The organism is Rhizobium sp. BK312 (assembly GCF_014193605.1).
Taxonomy (GTDB): Bacteria; Pseudomonadota; Alphaproteobacteria; order Rhizobiales; family Rhizobiaceae; genus Rhizobium.
This window is the reverse complement of record NZ_JACHZP010000005.1, coordinates 71,621-91,237: the sequence shown is the minus strand read 5'-3', so window position 1 is coordinate 91,237 and position 19,617 is coordinate 71,621. Positions and strand designations below refer to the sequence as shown.

The 19,617-nt window shown below is 60.4% G+C and carries 20 protein-coding genes; 12 read left to right on the top strand and 8 right to left on the bottom strand.

From position 1 onward, the window contains the following. Positions 1 to 13 precede the first annotated feature (13 nt). A complete protein-coding gene (locus tag FHT85_RS15275) occupies positions 14 to 985 on the top strand; it encodes a hypothetical protein (protein WP_210293710.1) in 972 nt (323 codons plus the stop codon). Between the two features lie 54 nt (positions 986 to 1,039). Here FHT85_RS15275 and pncB read toward each other — a convergent pair whose 3' ends face one another. The 7 genes from pncB to FHT85_RS15240 form a co-directional block, all read right to left on the bottom strand. Further along, positions 1,040 to 2,344, bottom strand: coding sequence for a nicotinate phosphoribosyltransferase (pncB, locus tag FHT85_RS15270; protein ID WP_112412792.1), 1,305 nt, complete (start codon positions 2,342 to 2,344; stop codon positions 1,040 to 1,042). 199 nt (positions 2,345 to 2,543) lie between these two features. Beyond that, the gene (locus FHT85_RS15265) at positions 2,544 to 3,503 is read right to left on the bottom strand and encodes a 2-hydroxyacid dehydrogenase (protein WP_112412793.1); all 960 of its coding nucleotides are present in this window, start codon (positions 3,501 to 3,503) and stop codon (positions 2,544 to 2,546) included. Between the two features lie 11 nt (positions 3,504 to 3,514). Beyond that, positions 3,515 to 5,152, bottom strand: coding sequence for an ABC transporter ATP-binding protein (locus tag FHT85_RS15260; protein WP_112412794.1), 1,638 nt, complete (start codon positions 5,150 to 5,152; stop codon positions 3,515 to 3,517). Beyond that, positions 5,149 to 6,303, bottom strand: a complete 1,155-nt coding sequence (locus FHT85_RS15255) for an ABC transporter permease (protein WP_112412795.1) — start codon at positions 6,301 to 6,303, stop codon at positions 5,149 to 5,151. Before FHT85_RS15255 ends, FHT85_RS15260 begins: the two co-directional genes overlap by 4 nt. After that, a complete protein-coding gene (locus tag FHT85_RS15250) occupies positions 6,303 to 7,397 on the bottom strand; it encodes a microcin C ABC transporter permease YejB (RefSeq protein WP_112338471.1) in 1,095 nt (364 codons plus the stop codon). The genes FHT85_RS15255 and FHT85_RS15250 overlap by 1 nt, the downstream gene beginning before the upstream one ends. Positions 7,398 to 7,568: 171 nt before the next feature. Next, complete coding sequence (locus tag FHT85_RS15245; protein ID WP_112412796.1) at positions 7,569 to 9,422, bottom strand: extracellular solute-binding protein; 1,854 nt, start codon at positions 9,420 to 9,422, stop codon at positions 7,569 to 7,571. 107 nt (positions 9,423 to 9,529) lie between these two features. Beyond that, positions 9,530 to 10,165 (bottom strand): TetR/AcrR family transcriptional regulator, encoded by a 636-nt coding sequence (locus FHT85_RS15240; RefSeq protein ID WP_183774177.1) that lies wholly within the window; start codon positions 10,163 to 10,165, stop codon positions 9,530 to 9,532. A 35-nt stretch (positions 10,166 to 10,200) separates the two neighbouring features. Here FHT85_RS15240 and FHT85_RS15235 point away from each other — a divergent pair, with 35 nt between their 5' ends. From FHT85_RS15235 to FHT85_RS15195, 9 genes are all read left to right on the top strand, one after another. Continuing rightward, positions 10,201 to 10,770: an isochorismatase family protein gene (locus tag FHT85_RS15235; RefSeq protein WP_112412798.1), complete on the top strand. Its 570-nt coding sequence runs from the start codon at positions 10,201 to 10,203 to the stop codon at positions 10,768 to 10,770. Between the two features lie 139 nt (positions 10,771 to 10,909). Further along, complete coding sequence (gene mepA / locus FHT85_RS15230; RefSeq protein ID WP_112412799.1) at positions 10,910 to 11,944, top strand: penicillin-insensitive murein endopeptidase; 1,035 nt, start codon at positions 10,910 to 10,912, stop codon at positions 11,942 to 11,944. Between the two features lie 100 nt (positions 11,945 to 12,044). Beyond that, complete coding sequence (locus FHT85_RS15225) at positions 12,045 to 12,425, top strand: methylglyoxal synthase (RefSeq protein WP_015338371.1); 381 nt, start codon at positions 12,045 to 12,047, stop codon at positions 12,423 to 12,425. 34 nt (positions 12,426 to 12,459) lie between these two features. Continuing rightward, the gene (locus tag FHT85_RS15220; RefSeq protein ID WP_112412800.1) at positions 12,460 to 13,482 is read left to right on the top strand and encodes a glucokinase; all 1,023 of its coding nucleotides are present in this window, start codon (positions 12,460 to 12,462) and stop codon (positions 13,480 to 13,482) included. Between the two features lie 263 nt (positions 13,483 to 13,745). Beyond that, positions 13,746 to 15,485 (top strand): ABC transporter ATP-binding protein, encoded by a 1,740-nt coding sequence (locus FHT85_RS15215; RefSeq protein ID WP_405047963.1) that lies wholly within the window; start codon positions 13,746 to 13,748, stop codon positions 15,483 to 15,485. A 14-nt stretch (positions 15,486 to 15,499) separates the two neighbouring features. After that, positions 15,500 to 16,324, top strand: a complete 825-nt coding sequence (gene dapB / locus FHT85_RS15210; RefSeq protein ID WP_112401132.1) for a 4-hydroxy-tetrahydrodipicolinate reductase — start codon at positions 15,500 to 15,502, stop codon at positions 16,322 to 16,324. A 25-nt stretch (positions 16,325 to 16,349) separates the two neighbouring features. After that, positions 16,350 to 16,985: a 2,3-bisphosphoglycerate-dependent phosphoglycerate mutase gene (locus FHT85_RS15205; RefSeq protein ID WP_112338479.1), complete on the top strand. Its 636-nt coding sequence runs from the start codon at positions 16,350 to 16,352 to the stop codon at positions 16,983 to 16,985. Between the two features lie 99 nt (positions 16,986 to 17,084). After that, positions 17,085 to 17,375, top strand: a complete 291-nt coding sequence (locus FHT85_RS15200; RefSeq protein WP_112338480.1) for a CopG family ribbon-helix-helix protein — start codon at positions 17,085 to 17,087, stop codon at positions 17,373 to 17,375. After that, positions 17,372 to 17,668 carry a type II toxin-antitoxin system RelE/ParE family toxin gene (locus tag FHT85_RS15195; protein ID WP_112338481.1) on the top strand — a complete coding sequence of 99 codons (297 nt, stop codon included), beginning with the start codon at positions 17,372 to 17,374 and terminating at the stop codon, positions 17,666 to 17,668. Before FHT85_RS15200 ends, FHT85_RS15195 begins: the two co-directional genes overlap by 4 nt. 7 nt (positions 17,669 to 17,675) lie before the next feature. Here FHT85_RS15195 and phnF read toward each other — a convergent pair whose 3' ends face one another. Next, positions 17,676 to 18,410 carry a phosphonate metabolism transcriptional regulator PhnF gene (gene phnF, locus FHT85_RS15190; RefSeq protein ID WP_112338482.1) on the bottom strand — a complete coding sequence of 245 codons (735 nt, stop codon included), beginning with the start codon at positions 18,408 to 18,410 and terminating at the stop codon, positions 17,676 to 17,678. Positions 18,411 to 18,511: 101 nt separating this feature from the next. On the opposite strand from phnF, the gene phnG reads away from it, so the two are divergent. Both phnG and phnH read left to right on the top strand, forming a co-directional pair. After that, a complete protein-coding gene (gene phnG / locus FHT85_RS15185) occupies positions 18,512 to 18,988 on the top strand; it encodes a phosphonate C-P lyase system protein PhnG (protein WP_112338483.1) in 477 nt (158 codons plus the stop codon). Then, entirely contained in the window at positions 18,988 to 19,614 is a 627-nt protein-coding gene (gene phnH / locus FHT85_RS15180; RefSeq protein WP_112338484.1) for a phosphonate C-P lyase system protein PhnH, read from the top strand. The genes phnG and phnH overlap by 1 nt, the downstream gene beginning before the upstream one ends. Positions 19,615 to 19,617: the final 3 nt, after the last annotated feature.

Below are 19,617 nucleotides of genomic sequence, written 5' to 3'. Positions count from 1 at the left end.
TCAGGACTCGGGGATGCGCGTGTTCAATTTCCTGAAAAGTCTCTTCGGCAGAGGCGAGCAGGCAGAGGTGCGTACCGGCCAAACCTCCCCGACGCGGGAGCCGGAGAACACGGCCGCTACCAAAACCCTCGATCTCAACATTCCCGATGAAGCCTTGCAGGACGAAGCGGTTTTCGCCGCCTATCTGCAGGAACGATTGCCGTTCTTCGGCGACCTGATCCGTGCCGATTACGATCCTGCCGTCGGCAGCCTGACGCTGCACAGCCGCAACGGCGATACGATGACAAAATTCCTGAGCAATGCGCTGCTGGCACTGCGGGAAAAGCGTGGGCCGGCGCGCGCGCAGGCGCTCCTCAACTATCTCAACATGACGGAGGCCATGGTCGACAGCGGCGATCTCGCCAAGGTCCTGCCGGTGCTGAAGGCGCGCGATTTCGTCGAGGTTGCGCGCCAGCAGATGATGCAGGCCGTCAAGGACGAGCCAAATCCGCCGCAATTCGTCTATCTGGAGGAAGCCGAGAACCTGATCAAGCTCTTCGTCGTCAACGGCGAAACGGCGGTCAACTACGTGATGGCCGAAGCACTCGACGATTGGGGCATCGATGCCAGGGAACTCGCCGAAACGGCGCAGGCCAACCTGCAGAAGTTCCTTGCCAAGACCGGCGTCCAGATCGCCAAACGCAGCCGGTTCCAATATGTCGAGGTGGACGGCCAGTTCGAATCCAGCATTGCCTTCCTGCCGAATTTCTGGGCGCAGGTGCAGGAGCAATCCGGGGGCGCCGCGCCGATCGCCGCCTTCCTGTCGCGCGACAAGGTGTTCTTCACGCATGAGAACGACATTGAAGGTCTGCAGCTTCTGGAATTGATCAGCGCCGATCTCAGCGACGTGCCCTACGTTATTTCGCCGGATCAATATCGCTGGGAAAATGGCCGCTGGACGCTATTTCGCCGCGTCACCCGGATAGAAGCGGCCATTCGCCACTAGACGTTTTACGCATTCCGGACGGAAAACCGCTAGGCATTTTTCCTGGGAAACGCCTTAAACCAGCACTTCCTGATCGACGCGATCTTCCGCGCCGAAGAACTTCAGATAGCGCTCGACTTCCGCAGGCTCACCCGTCGCCTTCTGAGGATTGTCCGAGAGCTTCACGGCCGGTCGGCCGTTTACCTCGATGACCTTGCAGACGATCGAAATAGGGTTAAGGCCCTTGAGTTCGGTCGGGGCGCAGCCGGCGAAATCGTTGGTGAGATTGGTGCCCCAACCAAAACTCATGCGGACGCGGCCATCGAAATGCTTATAGGTGTCGATGATGGCATCGACATCGAGGCCGTCAGAGAAGATCAGCAGCTTCTGACGCGGATCGCGGCCCATCTTCTTCCACCATTCGATGATCTTCTCGCCGCCTTCGATCGGCGGGGCGCTGTCGGGACGGAAGCCGGTCCAGTCGGCCACCCATTCCGGAGCGTTGCGCAGGAAGGAAGCCGTGCCGAAGGCATCGGGCAGCACGACGAGCAGATTGCCGCCATAGAGACGGTTCCAGTCACGCAGCACCTTGTAAGGCGCCTTTCCGAGCTCTTCATCATTTTTCGCAAGGGCTGCGGCGACCATCGGCAGCTCATGGGCATTGGTGCCGACGGCTTCAAGATCGGAATCCATGGCGAGCAGCACGTTGCTTGTGCCGGTGAAAGCGTGCGGCACGCCTTCCTTCAGCGCCTCGACGCACCAGCGCTGCCAGAGGAAGCTGTGACGGCGGCGGGTGCCGAAATCGGAGATGCGCAAACCCGGCAGCTCGCGCAACCGCTCCACCTTCTCCCACATCTTGGCCTTGGCGCGGGCATAGAGCACATCGAGGGTGAATGGACCGAGCGCCTTCAGTGCCGTTCGCGAACGAAGCTCGTTGATGATGGCGAGTGCGGGGATTTCCCACATCGTCGTGTCCTTCCACGAACCGTGGAAGTCGAGAATATACTGGCCGTCGCGCTTCGAGAGCTCATATTCCGGCAGCTGGAAATTCGACAGCCAGGCGAGGAATTCCGGTTCGAAGATCTGTGCGCGGCCGTAGAAACTGTTACCCGCCAGCCAGATCATCTCCTTCTTGGAGAGGCGGAGCGTTCGGGCATGGTCGAGTTGCTCGCGCAATTCCTTCTCGTCGATCACTTCGGCAAGGCGAACGCTCTTGGTGCGATTGATAAGCGAGAAGGTGGCATCGACATCCGGATAGAGTTTCCAGATCATCTGCAGCATCAGAAGCTTGTAGAAATCCGTATCGATCAGGCTGCGGATGATCGGATCAAGCTTCCAGGTATGGTTATAGACGCGGGTGGCGATATCCGTCTTGGTCATGTCGTTCCTGCCCCGTCTCCTGCCCTACGGACGTCATGCTAACCGCCGACCATCCTGCCGTCATGCGGTTGTAGCGCCTTGTTATCAAAAAATGTTGAGCGAAAGTCCAGTCGCTGAAAGAAAATTGATGTGAGGGCAAACGCGCCACATTTGACCGTCGGAAGCGAAGCGCCGCAACTTCCCCCGCATCCTACCGGATTTAGTAACCCCGGTTGCGATCTACCAGATGCTGCAGCGGTTCGCCGCGTTCGAAGCGGGCGATCTGCTCCTCGACATGGCGCATCAGCGCCCTTTCGTCAGACATGGCGGAATCATGCGGCGTGATGATGACATTTTCCAGGTCCCAGAGCGGATCGTCCGCAGCCAGAGGCTCGACGGCGAAGACATCGAGGGAGGCGCCGCCGAGAATGCCGGTACGAACAGCCGAAGCGATATCGGCCGCAACCTGGCTCTTGCCGCGGCCGGCATTGATGAAAACCGGCTTGCCGAGCGGGCCGTTGCGATGCAGCCTGGAAAAAAGCGAGGCGTTGTAGATACCCGTCGTCTCCGGCGTCAGCGGCAGGAGGCCGACCAGGATGTCCGTGCGCGCCAGGAATGCATCGAGCCCGGTGGCATCGAAGGTTTCCATGCCGTCGATCTCTTTTTTGCTGCGGGACCAGCCGATGACATTGAAGCCCATGATCTTCAACTTGGCGGCGGCATCGCAGCCGAGAACACCGAGGCCCATGACGCCTACGGTAACTTCGGCGGCTTCAGGGCCATTCTGCTGCGCCCAGACGTGCTGGCGCTGATTCCTGAAATGCCCCTGCACATCGCGCAGATGCATGAGGCACTGCATCACGACCCATTCGCTCATGCGCACCGTCAGGCTGCGATCGACGAAGCGGACTATCGGGATGTCAGGCAGGCCGGCAATCGACATCATCGAATCGACACCGGCGCCGCCCGAGAAAATCACCTTGAGATTGGGCGCTCTCTCGAAAAGATCGGCATCCGGCTTCCACAAAAGCGCGTAGTCGACATGGGAGAGATCAGTGCCTTTATTGGCGGGATCGCCCAGATTGATGCTGCTGCGATCGGCAAAGGCCGCCTCAAGCGCCTTAGCAACGGACACAGGATCGAATTTGAGGTCGACGAGAATGGGGCTTTTGGCCGGCATGATGGTGGTCTCTATTGCTGGATCGCGGCGGTCGGCACCGCCTCGATATTGAAGGCGGCGGCAAGCAGCGCCCTGGTGTAATCCTCTTTCGGCGCCCGGAAGATATCGACGGAGGCGCCCTGCTCGACGACCTTGCCGAAGCGCATGACGATCAGCTCGTTGGCGAGCGCTTTCACCACTTTCAGATCGTGGCTGATGAAGAGATAGGCAAGATCGTGCTTCTGCTGCAGGTCGCGCAGCAGATCGACTACCTGCGCCTGCACGCTCATATCGAGCGCCGAAGTGGGCTCGTCGAGCATGACGAAACGCGGCTTCAGCACCATGGCGCGGGCAATGGCAATGCGCTGGCGCTGGCCGCCGGAGAATTCGTGCGGGAAACGCCAGCGGGTGGACGGATCGAGGCCGACCTCCTCCAGCGCCCAGCAGACGCGCTTGTCGCGCTCGTCGGCCGAAAGCGAGCGCTCATGCACCTTGAGCCCTTCAGCGATGATCTCGCCGACCGACATGCGCGGGCTGAGTGATCCATAAGGGTCCTGAAAGACGACCTGCAGCTGGTTGCGGAGAGGCCGCATCTCGCGGAACGAATAGCCGGCTATATCCTTGCCGACGAAGGCGATACGGCCCTTGGAGGAAATGAGCCTGGCGAGCGCCAGGCCGAGCGTGGTCTTGCCTGAGCCGGATTCGCCGACGACGCCGAGCGTCTGGCCGGCGCGGAGCTTCAGATCGATGCCGTCGACCGCCTTCACATGATCGACGACCTTGCGCATGAAGCCGGCCTTGATCGGGAACCAGACGCGAATATCGCTGCCTTCCATGACGACGGGCTTGTTCGCATCGCTTGCCGGCGGCTCGCCGCGCGGCTCGGCGGCCAGCAAATGGCGGGTATAGTCATGCTGCGGTCTCGTGAAGACGTCCTCCACCGTGCCGGTCTCGACGATCTTGCCCTTGGTCATGACGCAGACACGATCGGCAAACTTGCGGACGATGCCGAGATCGTGGGTGATGAACAGCATCGACATGCCGTGCGCGCCCTTGAGATCGCGCAGCAATTCCAAAATCTGCGCCTGCACGGTGACGTCGAGCGCAGTCGTCGGCTCGTCGGCGATCAGGAGTTCGGGGCGGTTAGCGAGCGCCATGGCGATCATCACGCGCTGGCGCTGGCCGCCGGACAGTTCATGCGGATAGGCCTTGAGACGCTTTTCCGGCTCGCGGATGCCGACCTGGTTCAAGAGTTCCAGCGTACGGCTGCGCGCGGCCTCGCCCACGATACCCTGATGCAGCGCCAGGATTTCGCTGATCTGCTTTTCGATCGAATGAAGCGGATTGAGCGAGGTCATCGGCTCCTGGAAGATCATCGTGATGTCGTTGCCACGCACCGCGCGCAGCTCGTTGTCCGATGCCTTCAGCAGATCCTTGCCCTTGAACAGGATTTCGCCGGAGGGATGGCTTGCGGACGGATAGGGCAAGAGCTTCAGGATCGAATTGGCCGAAACCGATTTTCCTGAGCCGGATTCGCCGACCAGCGCCAGCACCTCGCCCTTATGGATATCGAAGGAGACGCCATCGACGGCGATCGAGGTCTGCCCGCCCTGATGAAAGGCGACGGAGAGGTCGCGGACGGACAGCAGCGGAGTGGAGTTTTCGCTCATCGGAACGTCTTCCTCGGATCGAAGGCGTCGCGCACGGCCTCGCCGATGAAAATCAGCAGCGACAGCATGATCGACATGGTGAAGAAGGCCGAAAGCCCCAGCCAGGGAGCCTGCAGATTGGATTTGCCCTGGGCGATCATTTCACCCAGCGACGGTGAGCCGGGGGGCATGCCGAAGCCCAAGAAATCCAGTGAGGTCAGGGTGGTGATCGAGCCCGACAGGATGAAGGGCACGAAGGTCAGCGTCGCGACCATCGCGTTCGGCAGCAGGTGGCGATACATGATGGTACGGTTGTTGACGCCGAGCGCGCGGGCGGCGCGCACATATTCGAAATTGCGCGCCCGCAGGAATTCGGCGCGCACGACGCCGACGAGACCGACCCAGGAAAACAGCAGCAATATGCCGAGGAGGATGAAGAAGCCGGGCGGCAGCACCGAGGCGATGATTAGCAGAATATAGAGCACCGGCATGGACGACCAGATTTCGATGAAACGCTGCATCAGAAGATCGGTCCAGCCGCCGAAATAACCCTGTATCGCACCGGCGCAGACGCCGACGACGGCCGAGCAAATGGTGAGCGCCAGGCCGAACAGCACCGAGATGCGGAAGCCGTAGACCAAGCGGGCGAGCACATCGCGGGCCTGATCGTCAGTGCCGAGCCAGTTGAAATTGCTCCAGTTGCAATTCGGATCGGCAACACCGCCGGGATAGCCCGAGCAGCTCGTTTCCTTGCTCATCGCCCAGAAAGGCGGCGTCGGCGCCGACATTCCTTTAGGCAGATTGGAGTTGGCGGTCTGATAGGAATAATGGATCGGCGGCCAGATCATCCAGCCATTGGCATTGATCTCATCCTGAATATCCGGGGCGCGATAATCCGTCTGCGCCAGGAAACCGCCGAACTTCTCCTCGGGATAATCGACAAAGACCGGCGTCAGAATCTCGCCCTTGTAGGAGACGAGGATCGGCCGGTCGTTGACGATGAATTCGGCGCCGAGGCTGAGGACGAACAGCACCAGGAAGATCCAGAGCGACCAGTAGCCGCGACGGTTCGCCTTGAAATTCTCCCAGCGGCGCACATTGGTCGGCGAGAACAGGCCCTTGCGCGGCGGCTTCACCGTTGTTGGGAGCGTCTGCTGATTGGCTGCGTCCATCACACGTCCCTCCGCTCGAAGTCGATACGCGGATCGATCCAGGTGTAGATGAGGTCTGAGACGAGGCTGACGACGAGGCCGAGCAGCGAGAAGATGAAGAGCGTGGCAAACACCACCGGATAATCGCGTTGGACGACGGAGAGATAGCTCAAGCGTCCCAAGCCATCGAGCGAGAAGATGTTCTCGATCAAAAGCGAGCCGGTGAAGAAGGCGGAAATGAAGGCGCCGGGAAAGCCGGCGATGACGATGAGCATGGCGTTGCGGAAGACATGGCCATAGAGCACGCGCCGTTCGGAAAGCCCCTTGGCGCGGGCGGTGATGACATATTGCTTCTTGATCTCCTCGATGAAGGAATTCTTGGTGAGCAGCGTCGTCGTGGCGAAGGCGGCGAGCGACAGCGAGATCAGCGGCAGCACAAGGTGCCAGAGATAATCGAGGATCTTCTGCCACCAGGTGAGGTCGGCGAAATTATCCGAGACGAGGCCGCGCAGCGGGAACCAATCGAAGAAGGAGCCGCCGGCAAACAGCACGATCAGCATGATGCCGAACAGGAAGCTGGGGACCGCATAGCCGACGATGATAATGCCCGACGTCCAGACATCGAAAGTCGATCCGTCCTGCACCGCCTTGCGGATGCCGAGCGGAATGGAAATGGCGTAGGAGAAGATCAGGATCCAGATCCCGAGCGAGATCGACACCGGCAGCTTCTGGGCGATGAGGTCGATGACGGTGGTATTGCGGAAGAAGCTCTCGCCGAAATCGAAGCGGATATAGTTCCACATCATCTGGCCGAAACGCTCGAGCGGCGGCTTGTCGAAGCCGAACTGCTTGTCGAGCTTGGCGATCAGCTCGGGATCGAGCCCCTGCGCGCCGCGATATTTCGAGCCGCTGTCGTCGAAGGATTGCTGGGCAGCCAGGTCCGTACCGCCACCCGACAGGCGGCCGTTGGCGTTATCTCCCTGCCCGGTCAGCTGCGCGATGACCTGCTCGACCGGGCCGCCCGGCGCGAACTGCACGATGGTGAAGGAAATCGCCATGATACCGACGATGGTCGGGATCATCAGCAGGAGGCGTCGCAGGATATAGGCGCCCATCAGTCCGCCGCTCCCTCGAAGAGGGGTATGTTCCGCCTCGCCTCAATCCGTCCGTCGATCAAATCACATTCCCTTCCGCCGGATCGAGACCGGCGCAGTCATATCAGCTTGAAACTATCCGAATCAGCCTTCTGCATTTGGAGCCAGCAGGCCCCTCATTGCAAGAGAGGCTCACTTTCCGGCGCTTTTCGACCACCAGACATCGGGGAAGCCGATGGAATATTCGGGCAGTTGGGCCGGATGCGCGAACTTGTCCCAATAAGCGATATGGAAGCTGGTGGTGTAAAAGAGCGGAACCACGTAGTGATGGGCGAGCAATACACGGTCGAGCGCCTTGGCGGTGGCGTCCTTCTCCTCGACGTCTTTAGCGAAAATGACCTTGTTGACAAGAGCATCGATGCCTGGATCAGAAATGCCGGCAAAATTACGTGAACCCTTACGATTGACGGACGCAGATCCCCAGAAATCAATCTGCTCGTTGCCGGGATTCAACGTTTGCGCCCAAACCGTCCAGATTATGTCATAGTCGAAGTTCTGAACGCGATTGATGTATTGCGATGAGTCGACCGTGCGGACGGTAGCGTTGATGCCGATTTTCTTCAAATTCTGGGCATAGGGTAGAACCCATTTTTCCACGAAAGGACTGCCGAGCAAAATCTCGATCGAAAAGGGCTTGCCCGTCTGAGCATTCACCATCTGGTTGCCCTTCAGAACGTATCCCGCCTGCTTGAATAGATCGAGCGCTTTACGCAGATTGTCGCGGGCCTTCTGCTGATCGCCGCCAACCGGGTTGGTATAAGGCGTCGTGAAGACTTCAGCCGGAACCTTGTCCTTCACTTCATTGAGAACGCCGAGCTCTTTACCTTCCGGTAGGCCCGACGAAGCGAGCTTCGTGCCGAAAAAGAAGCTATTGACGCGGCTGTACTGGTTGAAAGCGATGGCGCGGTTCAGCTCTTCGAAATCGAAAGCATAGTTCAGCGCCTCGCGAACACGCTCGTCCTTGAACTGTTCGCGACGCATGTTGGGCACGAGCGCCTGCATAACGCCGGTGGCGCGAAGCGGATTGGGCACTTCCTCGCGCTTGATACGACCGTCCTTGGCGGCGGGAAAATCGTAGCCGGTGACCCAGCGGCTTGCGACGTTATCCTGCCAATAGTCGATAGTGCCGCCGCGGAAGGCCTCGAATTCTACATCATTATCGGTGAAGTAAGTGTAGGAGATCGACTTTAAATTGTTCAAGCCGACATTGACGGGCAAGTCCTTGCCCCAATAATCGTCGCGCAATTCGTAACGGATGGTGGAACCGGGCGAGACGGAAACGACCTTGTAGGGTCCGGATCCCATAACGGGCTCGAGTGTGGTGCGGGAGATATCTCGCGGTTTACCGTCCGGCCCCGTACCTTCCCACCAGTGCTTTGGCACGATCGGGAACTGGCCAAGAATCGACGGCAGTTCACGATTGTTCTTCTCGTCGAAATAGAAGGTCACATCGCGCTCGCCGGTCTTTTCGGCGCGTGTCACATGGCTGTAATAGCTGGTGAAGAGCGGATTGAGTTCCTTCGCCTTGTCGAAACTGAAAACGACATCCTCTGGCGTCACCGGCTGTCCGTCTGCCCACTTTGCTTCGGGCCGCAGGCGGAAAGTAGCATTGGAAATATCGTCCGGATAGGAAACGCCTTCGGCGAGCAAGCCATAGGAGGAGGAAATCTCATCATCTGCCGATTTCAGCAGGCTGTCAAAGACGAGACCGGCTCCTAACGAACTTATACCTGCTACCGGATTGCCCTTATACAACACCGGATTCAGCGTATCGAAGGTGCCATTGCTCGACAGCTTCACCTCACCGCCCTTGGGCGCCTCCGGATTGACATAGTCGAAACGCTTGAAGCCGGGTTGATATTTCAAGTCGCCAAGAATAGCCGTGCCGATGCGGAATTGCGGCTCTTCGGCTTTCGTGGATAGAGGCATTGCCAGCAGGCAAAAAAGAGAAACGACCAAGCCTGCTTTCAACCGCGACAATGCCATTCATGATCTCCTGATGATGTCTGAGGAATCAGCATACGGCAAATGAGGGCAAAAAGCAGGACGCAACAACTCATCTCGTTGCAAAGGCTGAAAACCGTGTCCGAGGCTCAGTTTTTTGCCGTAGCATCCTCAAGACGTTTGCGCAGCATCAGCCGCAGTTCCGCAAAGACGCGCCGGTCCTCGGCGGCATCCGGGTCGCTGGAAACGACGACGGCAATGCGCAGCAATTCGAGCACGATGCCCGCCATCAGAACGATATCGTCCGTGATCGGCGGATGGGCCTGCCGCAGAAAGGCGGCAATCAGCTCTCGCAACTCCGCGCGCGAGCGCGCCTTGCGGTCCTTGGGAATATCGCGACGCCCGGCTAGTACGGGAAACTCGGGATATTGTTCGATGAAAGCGGCGAGTGCATCGAAGATTGCCTCACCGCTACCGGCGGCGGAAAGCCCTATGCTCCGTTCCGCCATGTCACGAAGCCCCGCCTTAAGGCGCTCCAGGCGATCGATATGCAGCGCCTCAGCGAGCAGGGGCTTTGTCGGAAAGAACTGATAGAGCGAGCCGATCGACGAATGCGCCTCCGCCGCGATCTCCGTCATCGTTGCCGCATCGTAACCCCTGCGCGCAAAGACTTTTGCCGCCGCTTCGAGCAGAACGGCAACGCGATCGTGGCCTCGCTGCCGCTTCGGCGCGCGCGTCTTCAATTCTTCACTTGATTTTTGTGAGGCCATCCTCATATTTTCCATTGTGAGGATACCCTCATGTTTTCTCGGAGCCCCAGATGTCACTTTACGATCCCAAAACCACCGCTCTTGTTTCCATCGACCTGCAAGGCCTCGTGCTCAGCCGCCCGCTTGCGCCCTACTCCGCCCAGCAGATCGTCACCAATACGGTCGCCATCGCAAACAAACTGAAGGCCGATGGCGGAACGACCGTTTTCGTGACCGTCGGATTTTCCGCAGACTATGCCGACGCTGTCAATCAGCCGACCGACGAAAGCTTCCCGGTTCCCCCAGGAGGCTTGCCGCCGGCCGCGCTCGAAGCTCCGGCCGAGATGGCAGCGCTGACGCCCGATGTCACCATCGTCAAGCGCCAGTGGAGCGCCTTCTACGGCACGGAACTCGATCTGCAGCTGCGCCGCCGTGGCATCAAAACGCTGATCGTGACTGGCGTCGCCACCAATTTCGGTGTGGAAGGCACCGTGCGCGATGCCCACGCGGCAAATTACGCCGTCATTGTCGCTGAAGATGCCGTGACGACCCTTTCGCAGGAGATGCAGGATTTCGCCTGCACGAAAGTGCTGCCGCGGCTGTCGCGTATCCGCAAGACGGCGGAAATCCTGGCGAACTGATCTGTAGTAACGACGGCCATGCCGGCAAAGGCGGTCGGCCGTAGCCACCGGCGATTGCCGCGGATTCACTTCCATCCTGTTTCAGGATAATCTCCCAGCAAATCACTTCGGCTAATGCCGACCGCCTTCAAGGATATGCATGGCTTCACTTCTGGCTCGCGCCTTTCGAACGATCGGCAAATTCTCTCTCGCAACCTCGATCGGGATGGGCCTTGTCGCCAGCGATGCGCTGGCGCAGCAGGCCACACCTTCGCCCGGCAGCGCAAAAGCGGTCTTCGGCGCCGTGACGTTACCGACGCAGGGGGTACCGCAATCGATCGGCTTCTATGCCAAGGGTTGCCTTGCGGGCGCGGTGGCTCTGCCGGCCGACGGCCCGACGTGGCAGGCGATGCGCCTGTCGCGCAATCGCCGCTGGGGCCGGCCGGAAACGATCGGCCTGCTTGAGCGCCTGTCGCGCGACGCGGCGAAGAATGACGGCTGGCCGGGCCTGCTTGTCGGCGATATCTCGCAGCCGCGCGGCGGTCCGATGATCAACGGTCACGCCTCGCACCAGATCGGCCTCGATGCCGACGTCTGGCTGACGCCGATGCCACGGCGCAAGATGACGGCGGAAGAGCGCGAAGCCCTGTCTTTCACCACGATGCTCGCCAAGGACAAGTTTCTGACGATCAATGACAAGGTCTGGACGCCGGCGCATGCGCGCCTGCTGATGCGCGCGGCGAGCTATCCCGAGGTCGAGCGCATCTTCGTCAACCCGGCCATCAAGAAGAAGATGTGCGAGACATGGACGGGCGACCGCAGCAATCTCGGCAAGCTTAGGCCGGAATACGGGCACGACTCGCATTTCCACATCCGCCTTCGCTGCCCTCCCGGCTCGGTCGGCTGCACGGGGCAGGCCCCGGTCGCCGCCGGCGATGGCTGCGACAAGTCGCTCGCCTGGTGGTTTGGACCCGAGCCCTGGGCAAAGCCGAAGCCCAGCACCAAGCCCCCGGTCAAGCCACGCGAAGTCATGGTTGCCGATCTGCCCAAGGCCTGTCAGGCCGTGTTGGCGGCACCTTCGGCTGCTTCCGCACGCTCGGCTGCCTCCGGCGATAAAGCTGCCGGCGTTTCGGCGGAGACGGACGCAATGCCGGTTTCGGGTGATACGCCGCCAGGTCAGATTCCACAGCAATAGATCCTGCACCCGTCCTTGCCCGAGGCGTCTTTCAAAACGCGCCCCCTTGGTATAGAAGGCGGATAAATCGATTGAAAGCATCGGGCGGAGCAAGGATTTCATGGCCGGCAGCAAATGCATCGCATTGATCGCGCATGATCAGAAAAAAGATGCGATGGCAGAATTTGCGCGACGCAATGAGGCCGCCCTTGCCAATTGGAACATCGTCGCCACGGGCACGACGGGCGGCCGCGTGCTGGATGCCTGCCCCGACCTCAAGGTCACCCGTCTGAAAAGCGGCCCGCTCGGTGGCGACCAGCAGATCGGCGCGCTCATCGCCACCGGCGAGATCGACATGCTCGTCTTCTTCATCGATCCTCTCACTCCGCACCCTCACGACGTCGACGTCAAGGCATTGACGCGGCTTGCCGTTCTCTACGACATTCCGATGGCGCTCAACGAATCCACTGCCGAGCGGCTGATCAAAACACTGAACCATTAATCCGCCTTGCCGGCGGCAGACCACGGACCTGGCCATGCCCGAGCTCAATCACAGCGATGCCCCCCTGCCTTTCCCAATCCTGATCGGCGATATCGGCGGCACCAATGCGCGTTTCTCCATCCTCGTCGATGCGGACTCCGAACAGGAGCATTTTCCGGTCGTGCAGACGGCGAATTTCGCCACGATCGACGACGCAATCAAACTCGCGCTTGAAAACAGCAAGGTCCGACCCCGTTCGGCAATTCTTGCCATGGCGGGTCCCGTGCAGGGTGACGAGATTCCGCTGACCAATTGCGATTGGGTGATCCGTCCGAAGACGATGATCGCCAATCTCGGCATCGAGGACGTGCTCGTCATCAACGATTTCGAGGCGCAGGCGCTCGCGATCGCCGAGATTTCCGACGAGCATCGCCAAACCATCGGCCAAGCATCCGGGAACATGACCGCATCGCGCGTCGTGCTCGGGCCGGGTACCGGGCTTGGTGTCGGCGCCCTGGTTCATACCCAGCATCAATGGGTGCCTGTACCGGGCGAAGGCGGGCATATCGATCTTGGGCCGCGCACGGAACGCGACCTGCAGATCTGGCCGCATCTGGAACCCATCGAAGGCCGTATCTCGGCCGAACAGGTGATCTGCGGCCGCGGCCTTCAGAACCTCTATCATGCGATCTGCGCGGCTGACGGCATCGAACCGAGCCTCAAGGAGCCGGCCGATATCACCAATCATGCACTCGCCGGCACCAACAGGCAGGCCGAGGAGACATTGACGCTGTTCGTTACCTATCTCGGCCGCGTCGCCGGCGATTTCGCCATGGTCTTCATGGCGCGCGGCGGCGTCTATCTCTCGGGCGGCATCCCGCAGAAGATCCTGCCCGCGCTGCAGAAGCAAGAATTCCGCGCCGCCTTCGAAGACAAGGCACCGCACACGGAATTGATGAAGACGATCCCGACGCACGTGGTCGTCAATCCGCTGGCAGCGCTTTCCGGCCTGGCGACCTATGCTCGCAAATCCACGAGCTTCGGCCTTGCGACGGAGGGCCGTCGCTGGCGGCGTTAACCGCTTGCCAAACAGCTCATGGCGCGCCAAAACAGCCGGCGCGCCTCCTTTTTGAAGAGGCCGCCTTCCTCTATAGTGATTGCGGCTCCGCGATCGGCCTTAACCAGCGCGGCACGCCATGTCTAGCCAAAGCCGTGCTAACTCTTTAATAGAGCCGCGAAAGCACGTGCCAGATGCGGCTCGCTTGGTTCAAGACAGGAAGCCGATTATTGAAATTGCCTGACCCGAAAAGCAAAAACGTCGACAGCGAAGCCATCACCGGCATGCTGAAGCGCATTATCGCCGAGAACGGCCGCGATCATATTCGCGGCTACGCCATCGCGATTACCTGCCTTATCCTCGTTGCGCTTTCGACTGCTTACATCGGCTACATCGTCAAATCGGTCATCGACAGCGCCTTCATCGCCCGCAATATCGTCGATGCCTGGAAAATCTGCTTCAGCATCTTCCTCGTTTTCGTGGTGCGCGGTTTTGCCGGGTATTTCCAGTCGGTCATTCTGTCGAAGATCGGCAATAACATCATCGCTCGCTACCAGCGCCGGCTCTATTCGCATCTGATGACGCTGTCAGTCGGCTTCTTCAGCGAAGCGCGCTCCGCGCAGCTCGCCGCCCGCATCAGCCAGAACGTCTCGGGCATCCGCGATGTCATGAACCTGACGATCACGTCGACGGCACGCGACCTTCTGACCTTCGTCGCCCTGCTCTGCGTCATGGTCTTCCAGGATCCGGTGCTCAGCATCGCATTCGTCGTTATCGCACCGCCGCTCTTCTTCGCGCTGCGCTATATTTCTAAGCGCCTGCGCGCCGCCACGCGCGATGCGATCGTCCTGAACAGCCATGTACTCGGCGCGATGCAGGAGACTATTCAAGGCGTTTCCATCGTCAAGGCCTTCACGATGGAAGAGGAGCTCGAGCGCAAGATCAACAAGCTGATCACCGCCGCCGAGCACCGGCAGAACCGCATCGCCCGCCTTTCGGAGCGCAACGGACCGCTGATCGAAACCGTCGCCGGTTTTGCGATCGCCAGCCTCTTTGCCTATGCCGCTTATCGCTCGATCTACGACAATGTCTCGCCGGGCGTGTTCTTCTCCTTCGCCACTTCGCTGCTGCTTGCCTACGATCCGGCCCGCCGCCTTGCAAAGCTGCAGGTGCAGCTGGAGCGCGCGGTCGTCAATGCACGGATGATCTACGAGCTGCTCGACATGGAGCCGCGCCAGCGCGACCTGCCGGATGCCAAGCCGCTTAACGTGACCGACGCCCGCATCGAGTTCCGCGACGTTCATTTCGCCTATGGTGATGAATCCGTACTTTCCGGTGTCAACTTCACGGCCGAGGGCGGACAGACGACAGCGCTCGTCGGGCCTTCTGGCGCCGGCAAGTCCACCGTCATCAATCTGATCCCGCGCTTCTACGACCCAAAATCCGGCAGCATCTTCATCGACGGGCAGGACATCGCGCATGTGACGAAACAGTCGCTGCGGGAACAGCTCGCCTATGTGTCGCAGCAGCCCTATCTCTTTGAAGGCACGATCCGCGACAATATCCGCTACGGCCGCCCGAACGCGACGGATGCCGAGATCGAGGAAGCAGCGCGCCTCGCCTATGCCCATGATTTCATCGAGGCGCAGCCGATGGGGTATGACACACCGGTCGGCGAAAACGGCGTGACGCTGTCCGGCGGCCAGCGGCAGCGCCTGTCGATCGCCCGCGCGCTGGTGCGCAACGCGCCGATCCTGCTTCTGGACGAAGCAACCTCTGCGCTCGACACGGAGTCCGAAGCGGCCGTGCAGAAGGCACTGGAAGAGGCGATGAGCGGCCGCACGGTCGTCGTCATCGCGCACCGCCTGTCGACGGTCATCCGCGCCGAGAAGATCGTCGTCATGCAGAACGGCCGAGTTGTCGAAGAGGGCAACCACGAGACGCTTGCGACGGCCGACAATGGCCTCTACGCTCGGCTCAACAACCTGCAGCTACCGGCCATATCAAGCAATTCCCGCAAATAGACGATAGAGACGACATGAGCGACGATGCGATGAAGCTGGTGGTGGTTGGCGCGGCGGGCCGCATGGGGCAGGCTCTCATCCGCATCATTCATGCAACCGATGGCGTGGCCCTGCATGCCGCCGTCGCTCGTCCCGGCTCCGCCTTCATCGGCAAGGATGCCGGCGAGATCGCCGGGCTCGGCCCGATCGGCATTCCCGTCACCGACGATCCGCTTTCCGCCTTCCTTCACGCCGAAGGTGTCATCGATTTCACAACGCCGGCAACCAGCGTCACCTTTGCCGGCCTCGCCGCACAGGCACGCATCGTCCATATCATCGGCACGACGGGATGCTCGGATGAGGACGAGGCGAAGTTCAAGGCGGCGGCGCGCCATGCCCGCATCGTCAAATCGGGTAATATGGGCCTCGGCATCAATCTTTTGAGCGTGCTTGTCGAACAGGCGGCGCGGGCGCTGCCTTCGAATGACTGGGATATCGAGGTGCTGGAGATGCACCATCGCCACAAAGTCGATGCACCCTCGGGCACCGCGCTGCTGCTCGGTCAGGCGGCTGCGAAGGGCCGTGGTATCGACCTCAACGACAATTCCGTGCGCGTGCGCGACGGCCATACGGGTGCGCGTCCTGTGGGCACGATCGGCTTTGCGACCCTGCGCGGCGGCGGCGTGGTCGGCGATCACTCGGTGATCTTCGCCAGCGAAAGCGAGCGATTGACGCTGTCGCACAGCGCCGGCGACCGATCGCTGTTTGCGCGCGGCGCGCTGCAGGCAGCGCTCTGGGCGCGCGACAAGAAACCCGGCTTCTATTCCATGCTCGATGTACTCGGGCTCTCCACACGTTGATCCGAACCTATCAGGGAGAAATTTTATGAGCGGTACTCTTGTCCTCGTTCGCCATGGCCAGAGCGACTGGAATTTGAAGAATCTCTTCACCGGCTGGAAGGATCCCGATCTGACCCCGCTTGGCGTCGAAGAGGCCAAGACTGGCGGCAAGGCACTGGCGGATTACGGCATCAAATACGATATCGCTTTTACCTCCGCATTGACGCGCGCCCAGCACACACTTGATATCATCCTCAAAGAAATCGGCCAGACGGGCCTCAAAACGATCAAGGATCAGGCGCTGAACGAGCGCGACTACGGTGATCTCTCCGGCCTCAACAAGGATGACGCCCGCGCCAAGTGGGGCGAAGAGCAGGTCCACATCTGGCGCCGCTCCTACGACGTTCCGCCGCCCGGCGGCGAAAGCCTGCGCGACACCGGTGCCCGCGTCTGGCCCTACTACCTCACCGAAATCCTGCCGCGCGTGCTTGCCGGCCAGAATGTGCTGGTGGCCGCCCATGGCAATTCGCTGCGCTCGCTCGTCATGGTTCTCGATCGCCTGAGCAAGGCGCAGATCCTTGAGCTGAACCTCGCGACCGGCGTACCGATGGTCTACAAGCTCAAGGCCGATTCCACCGTCGCCTCGAAGGAAGTCCTCGGCGACATGTCCGGCGCGCATTAAGCTATTGAACGGAAGCCACCCCTCATAGGCCTGAGATGAGGGGTGGGAAATGCCGCAATATGTGTTACACTGCACTGCGTATGTAACACATGGGCCGACATGAGCGACGCGACATTTACCTTCCGAGTTGAAGAAGAGTTGAAGGCGGCTTTCAGCGAGGCTGCGAAAGCGCATGATCAGACCGGTGCGCAGTTGCTCCGGGCTTTCATGCGCGATTATGTACAGCGCCAGCAGGATGCCGCTGACTATGACATGTGGTTTCGCCAGCAGGTGCAGGCCGGTCTTGCTTCAGCCAACGCCGGCAATCTCATTCCTGACGACAATATAGACGCTGAATTCGCTGCGTTACGAGAAGAAACACGCCGCAAACTCAGCGGGCGTTCTTCGTGAAACTTGCCTGGACTCCCGAAGCAAGAGCTGATCGACGCGCCATCTATATTTACATCGAGGCCGAGAATGCCTCCGCGGCAATCGCGCTGGACAAGCTCTTCGCCAAACGGTCGAAACAGCTCATCACCCATCCGATGACGGGCCGATCCGGCCGCGTGTCCGGGACGCGAGAACTCGTCGTGCATCGAAACTATTTGCTGGTTTATGACGTCGCCGGCGAGACGGTGCGCATAATTCGCATCCTGCATGCCGCACAGCAATGGCCGCCGAACGATTTTCAGCCGACTTCGTAGCTCGGCCTTAATTCTCAATCGTGAACCGCACCCTGTCTGCGGCGAAGCGGGAAATCGAATACTGCACCGGGACATTGTCGAGATCGGCGTTCAGCGCCTGGGCGACGAGAACAATGGCGCCCGGGGATAGCTGCAGATCGGCAAGATCGCTCTCGTCGGCATGTGTCGCGGTAATCTCGGTGACGACGCGGACGTAATCGGGAACGCCAAGCTCCTTGAATGCCTTGGTGATCGAACCGGTTGTCCGATAGACCTCCGCGATATCGCCGAAACGATCCGCCGGAAACCAGCTGGTGGCGCGCGATACAGGCCGATGGTCCGCCTGACCCAGCGTCTCGAGCCTTATCAACGGCGTTCCCGTCCTGACCTTGAGCTGTTTGGCCAATTCGGTGCTGGCGGCCTCTTCGCCGGATGCAAGCAAGACGCTGCGGGTTTCGCGCACCTGATCGCCGATCCCTTGCGAAAATCGCGTACGTCTCGAAATCGGAAAACTTAGCCGCTCCTTGCGCTCGATCAGCGTCCCGCGTCCCTGCACGGCCCTGACGATGCCTTCCTGGGCGAGTGCTGCCAGCGCGCTTCTGATCGTGTGCCTGTTGACGCCGAACTGCAGCGCCAGCACCGTTTCCGGCGGCACCATGCCCGTCTCGTCGAAGTCGCCGTGATTAATGGAGGTGCGAATGCGGTCGGCAATCTGCCGCCAGAGCGCCACGCCCGTCTGCCTCTGTATCTTCTGCCCTGCCATTTCGCCCACTCGCCCTGTCACACGCTTGTCACGACTCGCTAATAGATATAAACATATCTTGTATGGTTGTCTATATCAATAGACATTTAGAGGAAGGCGCGATGAATTCAGCACAAAGGCAGGAAGCGGCGGCACAGGAGCGTCGGGAACGCAAGCGCGTCGCCGATCTCTTGGCGCAGGCAGAACGCGACGAGCTAGAGGCGGCATGGGAAGCATTGCCGAGCAAGCCGGCGGTACAGCCGGTGCGCGGCCCCGAGACCGGGCTCGTCATGGTGCGCGGCCGCATCGGTGGTGGCGGCTCTCCGTTCAATCTCGGCGAAGTCACGGTGACACGCGCTACCGTCCGGCTGGCATCCAACACGATCGGCCATGCGCACGCGCTCGGCACAGATCGGGAAAAGGCCCGGCTTTCGGCCATCTTCGATGCACTCTGGCAGCAATCGGCTACGAAAGAGTTCGTCGAAAAGGCGATCCTGCAGCCCGTGACCGAACGTATCGAAAATTATGATCGCAAGCGCGCGGAAGAGACGGCGGCGACCCGCGTCGATTTCTTCACCATGGTTCGCGGAGAAGATTGATGAGCCTTTCCAGCACCCCGACCTTCGGCAACGAAGCCCTGACCGGCGGTTTCACCGATCCGGTTTTCGACGCCCAAAGCGTCTTCAAGATGACGATGGACGCCATGGCGCGCCCGGGCACCCTGCAGACCATTACCGCCGATATTGCGCCGCCGGCTCCGCTCGGCATCGCTGCCGGCGCCATCGGCCTGACCCTTTGCGATCACGACACGCCGGTCTGGCTCTCCAATGGTCTCGCGCGATCGAGCCTGCCGGAATGGCTGGCATTCCATACAGGCGCACCCATCATATCGGAGCGGCTGGAGGCACATTTTGCCTTTCTTGAAGCTGGTATGGCGCTTTCCTCCTTCAGCCAGTTCGGCATCGGCACCCAGGAATATCCCGATCGCTCGACGACGATCATGCTTGAGATCGAAAGCCTCGAAGGCGGCAAGGAACTGGCGCTATCGGGTCCGGGCATCAAGGATATCACCATGATCGCACCGATCGGCCTGCCGGATGCGCTGCTGCGCATCTGGAACGACAATCGCGCTCTCTTCCCGCGCGGCGTCGATCTCATCCTGACGGCGGGCCGGCAATTCCTCTGCCTCCCGCGCACCACCAAGATCATCGCGACGGAGATGTGACGT